The 17105-nt window shown below is 63.5% G+C and carries 8 protein-coding genes; all 8 read left to right on the plus strand.

Going from position 1 to position 17105, the window contains the following annotated elements; translation table 11 throughout:
• Window positions 1-85: 85 nt before the first annotated feature.
• Genes AC51GR_RS23075 through AC51GR_RS23110 form a run of 8 tightly spaced genes read left to right on the plus strand, consistent with a single transcriptional unit; the run spans window position 86 to window position 17098 of the window.
• Window positions 86-664, plus strand: a complete 579-nt coding sequence (locus tag AC51GR_RS23075) for a hypothetical protein (RefSeq protein WP_496326995.1) — start codon at window positions 86-88, stop codon at window positions 662-664.
• Window positions 661-3447 (plus strand): vWA domain-containing protein, encoded by a 2787-nt coding sequence (locus tag AC51GR_RS23080; RefSeq protein WP_496326996.1) that lies wholly within the window; start codon window positions 661-663, stop codon window positions 3445-3447. Before AC51GR_RS23075 ends, AC51GR_RS23080 begins: the two co-directional genes overlap by 4 nt.
• 32 nt (window positions 3448-3479) lie before the next feature.
• Window positions 3480-7055 carry a tubulin-like doman-containing protein gene (locus AC51GR_RS23085; RefSeq protein WP_496326997.1) on the plus strand — a complete coding sequence of 1192 codons (3576 nt, stop codon included), beginning with the start codon at window positions 3480-3482 and terminating at the stop codon, window positions 7053-7055.
• Between the two features lies 1 nt (window position 7056).
• Window positions 7057-9741, plus strand: coding sequence for a hypothetical protein (locus AC51GR_RS23090; protein WP_496326998.1), 2685 nt, complete (start codon window positions 7057-7059; stop codon window positions 9739-9741).
• 1 nt (window position 9742) lies between these two features.
• Window positions 9743-12196, plus strand: coding sequence for a SaeA-related protein (locus AC51GR_RS23095; protein WP_496326999.1), 2454 nt, complete (start codon window positions 9743-9745; stop codon window positions 12194-12196).
• A complete protein-coding gene (locus tag AC51GR_RS23100) occupies window positions 12193-14943 on the plus strand; it encodes a GAP1-N2 domain-containing protein (protein ID WP_496327000.1) in 2751 nt (916 codons plus the stop codon). The genes AC51GR_RS23095 and AC51GR_RS23100 overlap by 4 nt, the downstream gene beginning before the upstream one ends.
• The gene (locus AC51GR_RS23105; protein WP_496327001.1) at window positions 14943-15941 is read left to right on the plus strand and encodes a hypothetical protein; all 999 of its coding nucleotides are present in this window, start codon (window positions 14943-14945) and stop codon (window positions 15939-15941) included. The genes AC51GR_RS23100 and AC51GR_RS23105 overlap by 1 nt, the downstream gene beginning before the upstream one ends.
• Window positions 15938-17098: a P-loop NTPase family protein gene (locus AC51GR_RS23110; RefSeq protein ID WP_496327002.1), complete on the plus strand. Its 1161-nt coding sequence runs from the start codon at window positions 15938-15940 to the stop codon at window positions 17096-17098. The genes AC51GR_RS23105 and AC51GR_RS23110 overlap by 4 nt, the downstream gene beginning before the upstream one ends.
• The last annotated feature ends 7 nt before the right edge of the window (window positions 17099-17105 follow it).

The raw sequence follows: 17105 nt of genomic DNA on the forward strand, positions 1-17105 counted from the left end.
CCTATTTGCCAGACTGGTGCGGTGGGTGCGCGATCTGGATGGTTAAATGCGTTGCGAGGCTTACGAGTCGGTGTCATCTGTTTGTATGACAGGCCAATTGGCAGCCGAATTCGATAGCCAGGTAAGGCTGTTGCGGATCGTAAACGTGTCGTACTGGTTGCGTCGCGCATCGGCAATCTACAAATGGGCTGACCTTTGCTTCGGCGGAGCTCTGTCCATACCAGCATTTGAAAGAAGTATTGTGTCAGCACCATTCGACCCGTTCGGATCAGGCAGTAGTGCCGTGCCGAACCCAAGTTCCGTACCCTCTCAACGCGCATTCGGTTCCGCGCGTGGCAACGGTGTACCCCAGCCGGGAGCGATCCAGATCGCAGGCCCGCCCACCGGTTTGCTGATAGCCGCCGGCGTGACTGCAGCGCTGGGTGTGGTCGTCGGGCTCATCGGTCGTTCGGACTGGTTGTCGATCGTTGGATGGGCGTTGTCGGGTCCGATCGCCATCGGGATCTTGGCCGCGTACACGCTGGGTGATACGAAGCGCAGATCCGCGCCGATCTATACCAGCCCTGGCTGGGTGACCGTCGCGTACGGCGCAGTTGTTCTCATCGCTGTCGTCGGAATTGTCATTGGTGCACTGGGTTTCGCGTTCTGGGTAGGTCGGCAATGAGCGTTAAGATCAGAAAAGTAGCACAACTGCTGGCAATGTTCTTCTGTGTCACGGTGATTGCTGTTGTACTGGCGCCGACAGCGAACGCGGATGAGGGCGACGGGGCCACTCAGTTCGGCGCGTGTCTGGCGGCGCAACAGTCCGGGCAGATGCTGCTGATGATCGACGAGTCGACGAGCCTGCAGACGTCCGATCCGGACGCCGCGCGCGTCACGGCGGCGAAGTACCTGACACAGCAACTGGCGCGATTCGCTTCCGATTCCGGGGTGAAGATCGAGGTGGCAGTCTCCGGTTTCGCCGACCAGTACCGCAGCGAACTCGGATGGACTGCGCTTGACGAAGCGTCGTTGCCCGTCGTGGAATCCAGCATTGATCGCTTCCGGGACCGCAACACCGGCGTCGACACCGACTACTGGCTCGCACTGGACGGAGCGCGTCAGCAGTTCTCGGAACCGGCACCCGCCGAGGTCGGAGGCGGCAACTGCCGCGCCGTTGCCTGGTTCTCTGACGGAAAACTCGACTTCACTCCGCGAGGCGGAGTGGACAAGCCATATGCGCCCGGTGTCGACCTCAACGGGCAGGCCGGTGTCGATCAGGCCGTCGCGGCAGCTACCGAGAGCATCTGTCGCTCGGGAGGTTTGGCGGACCAGCTGCGGTCGTCGGGAATCGTCACCTTCGGCATCGGACTCGCGCCGGCGGGTTCCTCGCCGGCGGACTTCGATCTGATGAGTTCGATCGCCACGGGTGAAGCGAAACCCGCGGCATGTGGCGACTTGACGTCTCCGATCCCGGGCGACTTCTATCTCGCCCAGGATATCGATGACCTGCTGTTCGCCTTCGACGCATTCAGCACGCCCGGCCAGGCTCCGCTGGAAAGCGAAGCGACCGTCTGCGCTCGGGTGGTCTGTGAAGCGGGCAAGCACCGATTCGTTCTCGACCGCTCGGTCGGCAACGTCAACGTGTTGGCCACGGCCGATGGTGCGAATCTGGTGCCGAGCCTGGTGTCACCGAAGGGTGATCGGCTGCCGCTCGACAATCGGGCCGGTGGAACAGGCGACCTCGGTGGCGTGAAAGTCGACTACCAGTGGCCGTCGCAGAAGACCGTGTCCTTCGAGATGAGCAATGTGCAAGCGCCGCAATGGCAGGGCGTGTGGGCCTTGGCGTTCGTTGATCCGGCCGGCGATTCGGGGGCCACAAGCAAATCGAACATTCATATCTCGGGTGATCTCGTTCCGTCCTGGGACCGTGATCAGAATGCCGCGCTGCACAGTGACGATGCCGATGTCCCGGTGACGTTCTCCATCGTCGACGGGCAAGACACCAAGATCGATCCCACGGAACTACTGGGCAAGGCGAAGTTGTCGGCGACGCTCGTCGACAAGGACGGGAAGAGCTATCCCGTCGTCTCCGATGTGGATAAGAGCGCGATCTCGAACCCGGTGACGATGGATCTCTCCGGGGTGCCCGCAGGCGGCGCGACCATGCGACTGTCGCTCGCGATCACCACCGCCGACGCCACCGGTGCCAACGGCCAACGGGTGCAGGGCACCCCGCTGACACCGCGGTCCATCGACATCCCGGTGACCATCGATCCACCGCGAGGCTTCCCCGCGGTCGGCAGCACGATCGACTTCGGAACCGTTGAGGGCAAAGGAAACTTCAAGGGTTCGCTGACCGTGACCGGTCCCGGATGCGTCTGGCTGCCGCAAGAACCGGCCGCGAAGGTTGTTGCGGCTCCGGATGGTGTGGACGGACTGACAGTCACCGCATCGGCGACGTCGGCCGACAACTGTGTGACGTTGTCCGAAGGACAGCGGGAGACGTTGCCGGTGACCCTTTCGATTCCGGATGCGGCCAACGGTGTGGTCAACGGATCGGTGCAGGTGATGGTCTCACCTCCGGATGAACCCGAGCGGGCCGTGGCGGTGCAGGTGTCGTTCACCGCGGATCTGCAGAAGCCGTTGAACACCAGCAACTTTCTGATCGCGCTCGTCGTGGCACTGATCCTGGGCCCCGGTGTGCCGCTACTGCTGCTGTACTTGGCGAAGTGGTTCACGGCGCGGGTCCCGGCCAGGTCACTGCGTGCGCAGCAGATTCCGGTCACCGTGAGCGGGGGATCGGTGTTGCGTGACGGACAGCCGTTCGCCATCAGGGATCGCGACCTCGTCGAGTTGGTTCGAGGCTTGGACAAACCTGCTCGTCGCCTTGACCTCGGTGGCATCGAATTGATCACCCGAACCGGTTTGTCGCCGTTGGGTGCGGGGTTTGTCGTCGCCAAGTCCGGTGACCGAGCCGGTGCGGGCAGCAAGACACCTGCCATGCATGGCAAGACGCCGAACGCTCGGTTGCCATTGGCGGTGCACAACACATGGTTTGTGCTGCACGACCCGAACGGCCCCGCCGATCGGGCCACCGTGGTGCTCCTCGCCGGTGGTGACGCCGGGCCGCAGCAGGTCAACGCGCTCGTCGAGGACATGGTGAGGCATCTGCCGCGCACTCTCGAAGACCTGCGCTCACGGTCGACGGTGACCACCCCGAGTGGTCCGGCGGCTCCACCTCCGACGGCGACGACGGCGTTCAATCCGTTCGGTGGTTCCGGGTCGCCCTCTGCGTCACCGGCTTCGGGGGATCCATTCGGATCTGCCCCACGACCAGCTGCTGACCCGTTCGGCGGGCAGCAACGGCCGGGTTCGCAGTCGCCGAACCGTCCATCGCTCGAAAAGGGTCCTCCGGGAGCTGCTCCCAGCACTCCTGACGAACCATTCGATCCATTCCGTCGCTGAAGTCGATCAACGCTATGAAGGGCTAGAAGAGTATGAGGAGATTTCTGGTTGTCGGCTGCGGTGGTTCGGGAGGCGCAACGCTGGCCTACATGATGGACCAGTTGCGTTCGGACCTCGCTGCATTCGGCGTCACGCAGATCCCGGCCGGTTGGCAGTTCGTGCACCTCGACGTGCCCACGGCTCCGTCCCCGGGGCCAGACGGACTCGGCAACGTCCGCGACCAGGGTGGCGCTTATGTCGGCACCGGACCGCAGAGCGACAGCTACAAGGTCCTCGACAACGCCATCTCTCAGCGCCTGGCATCGGGCGGTGAGCTGGACGGTTTGGCAACGTGGGCACCGCGCGACCCCAGTTCTATTCACACCCCCTTGAGTACCGGCGCCGGTCAGTATCGCGCGCTCGGCCGGATGATCACGTTGAGCCGGGTCGCGAAGGTGCGGGAAGAGCTGCAGCACAGCTGGGATCGCCTGTTCCGCGTCGAAACCGAAAGCGAGATGCGACGGCTCGACCTCCCCGGTTCGGGTAAGTACGATGCCGGCGAGAGCCCCGTTGTGCTCGTGGTGTCGTCGATGGCCGGCGGTGCCGGAGCTTCCATGGCCCTCGACATCTGCCGGATGCTGACACTGATCCCGGGCGTCGACCCACGTCTCATGGGCGTGTTCATGGTTGCGCCGGACATTTTCGACAGCCTGGATTCGTCGGCGATCACCGGTGTGCGCGCGAATGCGTTGGCCATGCTCGGTGAGATCGTGGCGAGCCAGACCGGTGCCGCCCGTGAACACGATGTCTCGATCCTCCGCGCCCTCGGGCAGCAAAATGGCGAGGGTGAACTGATCCCGTTTGCCCGGGTCTTCCCAGTTGGACGTTATGTGGGTGCTGAGCGCACCCTGTTCGGTGACGGTTCGCCCGAGGCCGTGTACCGCGGTCTGGGTAGGGGACTGTCGGCGTTGATGATGAGTAAGTCTGCGTCGCAACAGTTTGTAGAATGGGACCTGTCCAACGGTGGCGGAACCGCAGGCAATCGCGAGTTCATCGGCTGGGGCAATGGGCAGTGGGACAACCTGCCGTGGGGGTCGTTCGGGTTCGCCAGCTTGAGCATGGGCCGCGATCGGTACGCGGAGTACTCGGCACAACGCCTCGCCCGGAGCAGCGCCGAACGGTTGCTGCGCGGCCATCTGCAACCCGGTAATCCGGCTTCTGACGATGACCAGGCCGCGGCGATCCTGGACAGTCAGTGGTCCAACATCTGCAACGAGCTCGAACTTCCGGTGACTGCCGGCGAAGCAGTTGTCGGGCAGTGGATCACGAACACGGTACTGCCTCGTCAAGATGTCATGAGTCTGTCTGCACACGTGGTGAACACCAATCTGCGCGGCTACATCGACGCCCGCGACGGTTTGAACGCCACTCACTGGGTGTCGAGTGTGCACAACGCGCTCTCCGACCGCCGCCAGTCATTACTGGACGGCAGCCACGAGCAGGCCTACTCGTGGGGTTACCGCTGGCACGTGGCCTTCGCTCAGCGCCTGGAAGCGGTGACCACGAAAGCCATTGCACAGCTTGGCCTCCCGTATGCGACAGCGCTGGTCAAACGGGTCTCGCAGTACATGCAGAACGTGGTCTTGCCGAGCGCGCAAGACCTCGCCAAGTACAGCCCGTCCGATGTCACCGAACTGCCGGCCGAGGTGACCAGCACGCTCAACGGCCTCCGCGGCAACCTCACCAGCACCTCAGAGATCCTGGCCCGCGTCCTCGAGGGAAGCCAGGGAACAATCGAACGCCAGATCTACGCGTCCCTGTCGAACCTCGTGAGCGTCGCCGCCGGCTCAATGGTGGGTGAAGTCTTCGATCCGTTGATCGAGGCACTGAACGAATCCCACATCCTGCTGCGTACGGCCGCCGGGGAGCCGGTTCGCGACGTGGGTCTCGCGCGGCTGCAGACAGACGAATATGCGGCGTGGCCGTCTGACTCGGATGCCTGGGTGTCAGATAGGTTCTCTGAAGCCAACAACGAAGTCATGCTGACCAGTTCAGCCGACTTCAAAGAGCGGTATGAAGTCGATCTGCCGCTGTCCGTCGGTGCCTCAGCTGTGGGGATGCGGCAGTTCAGCGAGGCTGTGGCGGTCGCCACCACCTACGCCATCACCGGCCAATGGGCGACCAACGATGGCAGCCACGCGCCGGCCGAAGATCAGCCGGTGGTAGAGCGGACCGCCGATTGGAAGTCACGGGCGTTCGTGACCGATCCGGCGACCGGTGAATCCCGGATCTCTTCGCCGGCCCGTTTTGACGTGCACGTCCGACCGGCCGAGCTTCTGAACCGGTCTCGCAAGTTCATCGAGAGGACGGGCGAATCGTTCGACCGTTTCTGTCGAGTGTCGTTGCGGGAGTACCTGACCGGTGTCGGAGAGCCGGAGTCCGAGTTGGCTCGGCGCCATCACGATATCGTGGCAAAGTTCGGCGAGGCGATCAACCTGGCCCGACCGCTCGCGAGCGTGAACGAACAGGCCATGCAGGCGATCCACAACACCCAACAGATGAGCTACCGGTTCAAGTTCTCGGCGGTGCCGTTCAAGGGCCTACGCGTGGCAGACGAGCTGGCGTCGGCGCTCAATGAGTACTCACGTATCGACAACAAGACCAAAGACGTGCTGGCCCGGGCACTGACCAACGAGTCGAAGATCAAACGCGTCGACATCTTCGGGTCGTACCCCAACTATTCACCGCTGGCGTTCAACTCCGTCCTCGAACCGGCAGCGCGTCAGTGGTTCGGGGCGTCTGCCTCACAGCGCCAGGCCTTCTGGCGGATGCGCCGCTCGCGGCCGCTCGCCGCCTCGCTGCCGATGCACCCGACCGAACGACGTGCGATGGTCGCCGGATGGACCCTGGGTCGTGTGATCGGCCAGGTCTCGCTGCCACCGGAACCCTACGACGAGGCAGCCCGGGTCTGGGACGGCGAGACGAGCGCCTGGCGGAATTTCCCCAATCCGCTCTTGACACCGCCCTCGCAGTTCACGGCCGAATACGATTGGATGCCGGCAGTTCTCGAGTCGATATTGCTGGCGATGGCCCAGTCCCATGAGCCGCCGGTGATGTCGTCGATGCTGCCGTACCGGGCGCTCCGCCGAATCTACGATTCGTCGGCCGAAGACGAGGTGTCGGGCGTTCACGGCCTGGCGGCTCGGACCCATCTGTCTCGCTGGCTCCGAAGCGGTGACACGGGGACGGGGCTGGCGTCGGCGGTCGAGAACACCGGACCCGGTGTGACCATCGATGAGCGTGCCGAAAGCCTTCGAACCTACCTGCACAACAACCGCGACTTCGCCGGCACGCACTACCTTCCGCCGGGCCCACGTCCGGAACCGGGATTGCCCCCGGCCCCCGGCGGCGGTGTCTTCTCGACCATCACAGTCCGCGACCAGGCCTCGGCCACCCCGATTTTCCGTGACCTGGCTCCGGACGTGTACTGGGCGACCAGTCAGATCATCGACATGATCGACGGATGCGTCGAACAGGCGAAACGGCCGGAATCGTCAGCACCGGTGCAAACGATCGCTCCGACGTCTTCAGTGATGGCGTTCGAAGTTCCCAAGGGAGGGACGTTCTGACATGGCTGCAGTCACTGTCTTCATCGCGCCGCACGGCATCGCAGACGGAATCCTCAGCGCCCTTTGTGATCTCTCCGCCGGAGGGTTGATCGAGCCTTTTGTCTGGGTGACCGAGGCGCCGACGACCGAGGTTGTCGTCAGTGTGTCGGAGGGGCGTGCGTACGACACGACACTCCAACAGGTGTTGTCGACGCAGCGGATCGACGTGCTCCGGATCTGCGTCATTGTTCCACTGGTGGGCATCGTGGCTCCGGCGTCGGCCGGACAAGAGCATCGGATCGCCGATCTGCTCGCGTCCACGTCGGGTGGCGCGCGCATTGTCCGGGTGCGATGCATGATTGCCCGGCCCGGAACCGTTGCCGCACAGTCCCCATCCGTGCTGGACGGATGGCACAACATCCTGGTGGCGCCGGAAGACGCACAGGGCCCTGGGATGGGGCACGTCCAGTTGGAGCCGTCGACAGATCCAGTCGAAATCGGTCGCCATTGCGCACCGGCTGCGGTGGCATTGCTCGGATTGTGGAAGGGCCTGGATCATCGGCCGCTTGACGACGCACCGGTGCTGCCCGGCCAGGTGGTGCGGTTGGCGCGATCGTTCTACCGCAAGCTCGACACCTCCGCGGCGGAGGACTCGCTCCGTGCCCAGGTTCTCGCTCAGGACGGGACGCTGCCACTACCCAGCGATCAACGTTCCACAGTGGTCTACATCCAAGACGTCGGATTGGCTGCTCGGACAATGTCCGATGAGCTGTGGCGCAAGTTCGACCCGGTTCTCCAAGGACCACGCATGCCCTATGTGGCCGAGAGCTCATCCGAGATCGGGGTCTGGGCCGCAATCAAGATGTTCTTCTCGTTCATGGGCGCTGCACTGCGCAATGCCCCTGCCGCCTGGTACGGACGTTTGGTGGACGGGGTCTCGGCCGGAATCGCCTCGACGGTGCATGCCACCATCTTCGGTGCCGCCCCCTCAGCGTACGACGTGGTGGCACGAGGTCGCACCGCGGAAGGTCATCTCGCGGGTTGGACCGAGATCGGTTCGGCATCAGGACAACTGAGCAGTGTCCTGGCCGACCCGACCGAAGGTCGGACGCACAACGCGGCGGTGGACATGTCGACACTCTGGCAGGACTACGCACGGGCAGCTCTCACGTTGGCCGATGGTGGTGCCCGGTCCTCGGATCTGACACCCGTTCAGGTCGGTGCAAATCGTGGAGTTCTCGGCCGGTCTGCGGATGTCGTCCCGGGGCCTGCACAGCGCTTCAACCAACTTCCCGGCATCGTCGCGGCAACTGTCGGAGTCGATGGGGTCGACGCGACCGACGCCCTCGGCATCAAGCAGCTGCGCCAGAAGCTGTCCGTACTGGAGCAGGAGTCCAACCTGGGTCTCGATGCCCGTCGGACTGCCTCTGACATCGACAACTGGCAACGCGAAACCTCAGGAAGCTTCGGCGTACAGGTCGGTCGCCGGCTCGCCGACAGCTTCGAGAACACTTTCCGTGAGGTGCAGCACCTGATGGAGAAGTTGCGAAACAGTCAAACCCTGCCGGAACAAACGACAAGCAGTCATGGGCGGTTCGCGCGGATAATCCAAGTCGGTGCGGTCCTGGCCGTTCTTGTTGCCGCGCTGCTTGTCTGGGGGGTGGTCGACGGACTGCTCGATTGGTGGTTGGCGGCGGTGATCTACGTGGTGCTCCTGCTGCTTTCGACAGCGGTGTGCGGAATCGCCTTCATCAGAAGTCAACGAGACCTGTTCCAGCAACTGAATCGGCGCAAGTCTGTCATCTCCGAACAGGAGGTGGACCGGCAAAATCTTCGTACCGGACTTCGTGATCTGGAACGTCTGTCGCAGGCATACAGCCAATATCTCTCGTGGAGCAGAGCGCTGGGAACGTTTCTCGCACAACCCCTCGGGCCCGATCACGCCGAGAGCCACGCTGATACCAGGATCGCCTGGGGTCTGCCCATGTCGGTCGCCACGGGCTCAGCCCATCCCGTGGCCGAACAGGTCGCCACCACGGCGCACTATGTGCGGCAGGATCTCTTCGGGCTCGGTTGGTTGACCGAATCCTGGGATGGGCTCGTCGGTAACGCCACCCCCGCTGCCGGACGCGCCGAACGCGACATGGAAGCCGAGCTGAGCCGGTTGTGGACCGCCCCCGGCCAGGGGTCGGGATCGCAACTCGATCGCTGGTCGAACGCTCTGTTCAGTGGTCAGATCACCTCCACCGGTGCCGACCTCGTGTGGAATCGTGCTCGCGCGAATCTGATGGGACCGAAATCCGAACTGGTCCAACGCCTGGTGGGGACTGTCGACGTCCCGGGAGTCGGCACTGACCGCGCCGTCAGCATTTCCGACTTCTTGTGTCAGATCGACCGTCCCACTCCGCCCAGCGGGAACTTCGACCGGATGGTCCTGACCGACATGGCCACGACCGCCGGGGCGGCCGAGGTACGCGACGATGTCAGAACTGCGGCACGGAACGGACTCGGGATCATTTGTGCGGCAACGCAACTGTCGGGTGCGTTGTCGATCGACAGTCTGACCCTCGACGCCCGTCGTCGGACGGACATCGAATGGAACGAAGAGGTACCGCAGATGCGTCCGGAACACACTGCACCGGCCGAACCGGTCTCGGAGAGTCGGCGATTCGCGCCTCCGAAGCTGGGCGAGGGATTCGGATTCTGAGATGACGAACATCAAACAACAGAAACGGGAAACCGCACTCCTCGTGTGGGCGGTAGCCGCGGCCGATGGCCACGACGTGCCATCGGAAGAGCAGCTCTCCACGATCGCTGCCAACCCCGAAGCACTGAGCACGTTGGCCACGGAGGGCCCGGTACTCGCGTGGAAGGCGACGATCGAGTACATCCTGCACCAGGTCAGGTTCGGGCTCGATCCGTATGCCGTGGTGCAGAACCTTCCCGGAGAACTCCTGGCGCCGGCAGAGATTGCAGCCCCGCCGCAACACGGTCGCGAACACGTGAGCGTGACGTCGTCCGGTCCTGATGCGATCGATTCGCGGACCGGTGATGCGAGCCGGCCCGCCCCTCTATCCGTGCCCTCTTCGGGTGGTTCCGTGACCGCAGATCCCGTCGAAGCGTTGATGCAGTGGCGTTCGCAGCGAATCGCTGATGGTGTGGAGTCCGCCGGAGCGATCAAAGACGCGACGCTGATCAAACTGGTCAAACACAAATTCGTCTCCGAAGACCAGATCCGTAACAAGCTCCAGGGAGCAGATCCAGCCCTCGCGGCCGAGATGGCCGTGATCTTGGCCGAGTTCTTCCCAGACGAGGCGCTTGCGTCTGGCGGATCGTCGGCACCGGCAGGTGTAGTGGCGCCGGCAACCCCAGTACCCGCTGAACGAACGACCCCGGTCCCGTCCGCGCCCGTCGCGAGTGTGGGCACCGACCCGGCCACAGTTACTCCGGTGGTCGATCGGGGATTGGGGCTGGCGCACAGGGACTTCTGCGAGTTCGAATACGGCGAGAATCCGGTCGAACCCGGTGCGGTGGTGATTGTCAAAGGCCCCGACGGGCATCGCGTGACCTGGGAGCCGTATCTGGCCTCACCCGACGACACCGTGATCTACCGGGTGGTGTCCACCGAAGACGAATTCCCCCACAAGCCCGAAGCCGGCGAGCTTCTGGTTGCCACCACCGAAATCGAATTCGACGACACCCGGTTCTTGGCCTCGGCGGTGCGCACTTTCCAGGTGTGGTGCCACGTCGGCACTGACGTCCGCACTGCAAGATACCAACAGCCGGTGCTCGTTGCACAGGGCGAAGTGGTCAGTCCGGTCGCAGACTTCAACCTGTTCGAAGACGAAGGACGAGTCATTGCGCAGTGGAACGTCTTTCCGGGTACACGGGCGGTCCGCGTCTTCCGGGTGCCGCTGAGCGAAGGTGTTCGAGGATTGAACGATCCCCGCCACCAGATCCTCTCCAACGAACCCAATCTGACCGGATTCGTCGACACGGAGGTCACTCGGGGCGAGCGTTACCTGTACCGCGCGTTGGCAGAAGTGAGTGTGGGCAACAGTGTGCGGCTCGCCAATCCTGTGCAGAAGGACATTGCCGTATCGGTTGTGCTGCAACCTGTCACCGACCTACAGGTGACCCTGAGCGGTGATCGAATCGGGGAGTTCGAACTGCGTTGGTCAACACCGCCGGCGGGGCGAGTTGTGATCTACCGGAGCCCGACCCCGCCGCCGGCAGATCTCGAGTTGTCGGAGATGCCGTATGAAGCCCTCGCACCGCAAGGGCTCGATGATGCCGCTCAGCTGAAGCACCCTGTGGTGGCGGCTGATTCGGTGTCGTCGCGCATGACTGCAGTGCCCTGGCACGGCGGGTGGGATCGCACGTATTTCACACCCGTCACCATCCTGGCCGACCATGCAAAGGTCGGAAAGGTGAGAGTCCAGACGCGCCCGCTGCCGGCCGTCACAGACGCCCGCATCATCGAGCGTTTCGATGCCCAAATCGCTTCGTTCGGATGGCCGCCGGGAGCGCGCAGCGTGCTGGCATATGTCGCCCCACGCACCGTCCCCGCCGAACAAGCCATTGCCGGTCGCCCCGACGAGGAAATCCATCTCCGGCACCATCTCCGTGACGGCGGCCTGACCTTCTCAAAACAATTGCCGGCGGGTTGCATCGTCTATTTGGTTCCGGTGTCGTACTCCGGGGGTGCGCAGATTCGTGGTGAGCACACCGGGATCCCGTACCCTGGCCTCGCTCGCATCAAATACTCATTTTCCGAGGTCCACGCTGACGCGAATGGTCGAGTCGTTGCCATCCAGCTGGAGAGCGACGCCGACTTTGACGCGCCACCTCCATTTGTGATGGTGCACAACCTGAACCGGTTTCCGTTGGGACCTTACGACGGAGTCACCGTTCCCTTGATGTCGCCCCATTCACAGCAACGGGCGTGGCAGCTCGTCGTCGGGCGGTTCATGAAGAGTCAACCGGAGAGCGGGTGGCGTGCCCTTCTGCCCAACCAGCCCGGTTACGTCCGTTTGTTCGCGGACACACGTGGCATGACTGAGTCCGTCGAAGACGGCGGCTTCCCGGTCCGACGCGTTGCCCTCGCCGACCCGCCGTTGGCCTCGCTGCGACTGGATACCCAGGTGGGGCCGGCAACGTGACGCCACGCGCGTTCGACGAGGACGAGCGTCCTGGGATCACGTCGCTTCACAAAACGGGCCGGTACGGGGAACTGATCTACACGTCATTCGACAACGGATCAGGTAGCGGCGGTGGGTGGCAGGTGAAGGACAAGATCGGCAACCTGACACCGGCGGACATCGATGCGATGACAGAACGCATCGTCACCAAGTTCGACGTGGGCTCGCCGCTGCCCCAGTTTCCGACCATTGCGACCATCGAAGGGCGTCCGGCGCGGCTCGCGTACGACGCACTCCCTGATGGTGCCGGCGTCTGTTGGCACACGGTGGATGCAGGTCTCGATGGCTCCGGTCGGCCCGGAAATGTCTTTGCGCACGTCGTACTGGATGATGACTTCGCCGAGCGGCCGTCGCTTCGCCCGATCGAGTTGTGGAACTCGCCGGATTGGCTACGGCCCTATAACGCCCAAGCGGTCCGCGCGACTACGTTGTCCGGCCGTCAGCGCGTTCAGGCCGGCGCACTCATCACCATGGGCAAAGCCGTGGACTTCCTGCTGGAGACGTACCGCGAAGGTGTGATCCAGGTGCTTCTCGATGCGGTCTACGACGCGATGGCGGGTGGGCGGCCCGTGGTCCTGTTGACCGCGACCGCTGACGCTCCTCAATGGATCGGTGCGGTGAGTTACTTCATGTCGCCGGGTACCGCCCGTCGCTTCTCGTGGACAACACATGACAACCCCGAACTCGCGCTCGCCGACGCCCGACGGGGAATGAACCTCATCTGCGTTCCGAAGAACGGCGTCGAACTACCGGCCGCAGACTGGGTCGTCATCGACGCCGACGAAGAAGACCCGCCATTGGGCGCACTGGGTGGCAAAGGTCATACGCCCTCGACATCGGCCTTCGAGGTGCCGGTCTCGCCGTGGTCGTTGCTCGCGCAGGCGGCGCTGGTTGATGCCGACCGTGCGATGCGGGTGATCCGGTTGCAGGACGACATAGCTCGTGAAGTCGGGGATCGCGACCTTTCGCCGGTGTGGCCAATCGCGGTGGCCAGTCGGTTGCTGGGACTCGGTGACGTCGACAGGGAATCCGCGCATGCGGTGACCGACGATCATCCGTCGCACCTCGGTAGCTCCGAGCGGCTTCGCGACCTCGTCGAGAACCTCTACGTCGCGGACGCGCCCACGACCCCCGTCGAAGCGATGGGGCGGCTCGCCCGGATCAGATACGCCGGAGGCAGCCAATCCAGAGCTGCATTGCAACTGGTCAGGTGTGCGCTGGGCTCCGAAGCGTGGCTTGCTGCACCCGACACGAACATCGAGTCGGTGCCGGTGTGCCGCAATGTTGACTTCGGTCGCTTGCACGATCAATTCACGCTATGGCTCAACGCGATGCAGGCCTCGCTGTCGGCAGTGACACCGCCGCCATCGGAATCCGTAGTGCTCTCGGCGTTGCGGGTAGGCGAATTGTTGAATCGGGTGGCCCGCCCGGGACCTGGGCTGGACGCCGCGATGAATGCCCTGTGCGACCTCGTTGAGGTTTCGGGTGTCGAGTTCTTGCGGGCGCGCTCTCGTGCGGGCGCCTTTGCGAAGGCAACCGCGGATATTTCGGGCGCCACGATGTCGTTGGTGCTGCAGCGTGTTGTGGCAACAGTCATTCATGCGCCGCAGGAACTGGACCTGACTGTGTGGCGATGGCTGTTCGGAGACAACGGCATTCAGCCCGGTCTCGGCGCTACCGGATCCATCATGCTCGACCAGCACGTGTGCGAGCTGTTCCCGCTCTATATCGCCGCCCTGTTGGACGATCCTGCCGCGGACCCGGTTTCTCCGCAGCGGAAGGCTGAGCTGGTCTACATCGCTGTCGAGTGTGTGATGGCGTTACGTGGCTACTCGGTGCTCGAACGCTATGAGCGGGTCGCGCGGCTGATCAGGCACCATTCACTGACGACGGTCCAGTTGCTGAACCTCATCGACAGGTATCCGCAGAACGTCCTGCCCGCCCTGGCCTGGCGACGTGTGCTGTACGCACCTGCGTCCGAGGACCTCGATCGTGTGGTCGACTACGTCTGCAATTACCCTCTGGCGCAACCCGATCCTCTTGACGATGCCTCGAAGTTGGTCATCGCGGTAGCCCGTGTCCGATCCGCGTCAGCGTGGGCCGACTTCGAAACGCGCTGGGCACTCACGCTCATGGACAACGAGGTGCAGTTGCTGGTGAGCGAGCTGCACCCAGAAGTCTTCGACCACGCCGACAAAGATGTGTGTGTTCCGTTGGGTGCGCTGTTCATAGCCGCGCAATCACGAGGTCGCACGTGGGCGTCGATCGACGCGCCGGGGGTTGACCGGTTGGCGAAACGGCTTCACTCGTTTCAGCCGGAACTGGTCGAGTGGATCGACCGGCTCGTGGAGCGAGACGTCATCGACATCGCGTGGATAGCCGGTGAATCCGCCAGCTCACAAATGGATTTCGGCACATCGCCGATCGCGTTGTGTGCACGGGTAAACGTCGACCATTCTCCGGTCACCTGGATGGATCGGACGATCGACAAGCAGCTCTCCAATGCCACCTACCGCGGACCGACAACTGTCGAGGACGTACGGGACGCCTTGTGGGATTCCGTGCGTGGCCTCACCGCTGCAGAGGCCGAGCACTTCTTTTCCGAATACCGCACGGCCGGAAAGACGTGGCTGCGCGAGCGTGGACTTCTCGCCCGCGATTCGTCGCGTCCGCGCTTCTCATTGACCAACCGAGAGGATCACACCTGATGGTGACTTACGTACTGGACGGAACCAGTTCCGCGCAGCTGCCGAAGCGGCCGCTGGCCGTCACCATGTCGGTCACCGGCGCCGTGGATGCAGCTGCACTGGTGGCCCGCAGAGACGGCATGATCGACACTTCGGTGATCGCCCACAGTCCAGGGATGTTGATCGTTCCCCGGGTCGATCACGACGTGGTCATTTCTGCGGTGCCTTCGGGAACCCTGTCAACGTTTCCGCAGGGGACCGTTCTGCATGTGGCAGTGGGTCTTGACAGCTCGAACGATTTGGATCCGGACCGGGCCCAGTTGACACCCCGGGACGTGTCAGGACTGAGCGCGCTCGAGTTGGCGGTGATAAGTCCGTCTGGCAGCGAACAGGTTTCGGTGACAACACGCCTGATCCGCCCGGAATTGCCACTGACGCCACTGGCTGCGCGGGCGCGGTCGGCAGCGCGTGGAGCACTCGGAGTCGACCAACTGCCCGCCGGACGCCAGTTGGAGGTTGTGGTCGTGGTGGACGCCAGTTTGTCGATGGCGTCGCTCATCTCGGACGGGAGTGTCGGTGCCGCGATACATATCGCCACGGGAGTCGCGGCGGTCTTGTCGGCGGGTGTGCCGGTGCGCGCGGTCCTTTCGGGTCGGACCGTCACCGAAGTTGCTCTGGAAGGCGACGATTTCACGGCGGCATTCGAATCGGCCGTCGCGTCCACGGGTATGGGAGTCGGTGCCGCGCTCGCAGAACCGGTGGTAGCTCAGGGCGGCGCACAGTTGACGATCGCCGTCACGGACGCGCCGACACAGGTGGCATCACGCGGCTTGAGTACACAGCTGGTGCTCTCGCCGTCACGCGCAGCCTTGACCGATCCCAATTTTGTGGGGGCGGTGTGTCCGCCTCCACTGCCAGGTGAGAACGCTGTCGATCGCCTTCTCGCCGAACCGGCACTGGTCGACGAAGTCGTCGGCCGCTTGTTGGCTGTGTTGAATGTCAGGAGCACCGCGCTGTGAACAAATGCCCACGCTGTTTCAACTTCCTGGGACCTGACTGGTTCGCCTGGACCGAAGCCGAGCCGTCAGTGTCTGAGACGGACGACCGGGCAACCGCTTTCAGCGGTCGAGATGTCCGGATGGGTAAGACCTGTGAATTGCGCAGGCCGCAGGATGCGCCTCCCGAGTGGGTTCCGGACATCGGTTGGGCAGAAGCGGAACTCGGAGGTGGGTCCGTTCTCGACATCTGCCCGATCTGCCATTTTGTGCTGCCGGATATGTGGCGTTGGGGTGTATCGACCTGCCTGGTGATGGCAGGTGCGCGAGCGACCGGGAAGACCGTGTACATCGCGGTCTTGATCAAACAGCTCGAAAAGTACGCCGAGCGGATGAATGTGGTGGTCGAACCGGCCGACGATCAGGTCGCGAAGCACTATGAAAATGTCTATGAGAGGCCGCTGTTCGAACAACGGGGCATCCTCCAGTCAACCCCGTCGTCCTCCACCGAAGGAAGTCCACAACAGGTTCCGTTGATCTTCAGCATCGGCATCTGGAACGGGGTCAAGCGCTACCTGGTCATCCGGGATGTGGCCGGGGAGGACCTCGAGAACAGCGAGGTCGGCGGCTATCCGTGGCAGTTCTTCGGGGCCGCTGACGCGGTGTTGTTCATGTTCGATCCGCTGAAGGTCGACGAGATCAGTGATCAGCTGCAAGACCTCGTGCCCGTCCAGACGAATCGCGGTGGCGACCCCAGAATGGTCCTTCGCAACGTGATGAAGCTGATCGACCGCGGAAGTCCGAAGCTGGCGATCATCCTGTCCAAGTTCGACGCGCTTCAAGCGCTACAGGACGTGCGAGGTAGCGAGTGGGGGCAGATCATGGCCAATGCCGGCGCCTCGTTCTCGCGTGACCCCGGTCTGAAGCTGGGGGTGTACGACGATGCCGACGGCGAGCTCCTCGATGCCGAGGTGAGCAGCTTGCTCCAGAAGCTGGACGCAGGCCCCATGCTCAGGAATCTTGAAAATCCCTACACCAGAGTGCCCTTCACCCACCGATTCTTCGCGGTGTCGGCGCTGGGTGAATCACCCCGAGGCGCAAAGCTTCACGCCAATGGCATAACACCTTTCCGCTGCCTCGATCCGATCCGATGGGTATTGGCGGAGCAAGGCGTGTTGTGAGCCGGCA

The organism is Williamsia sp. z71, assembly GCF_059553375.1.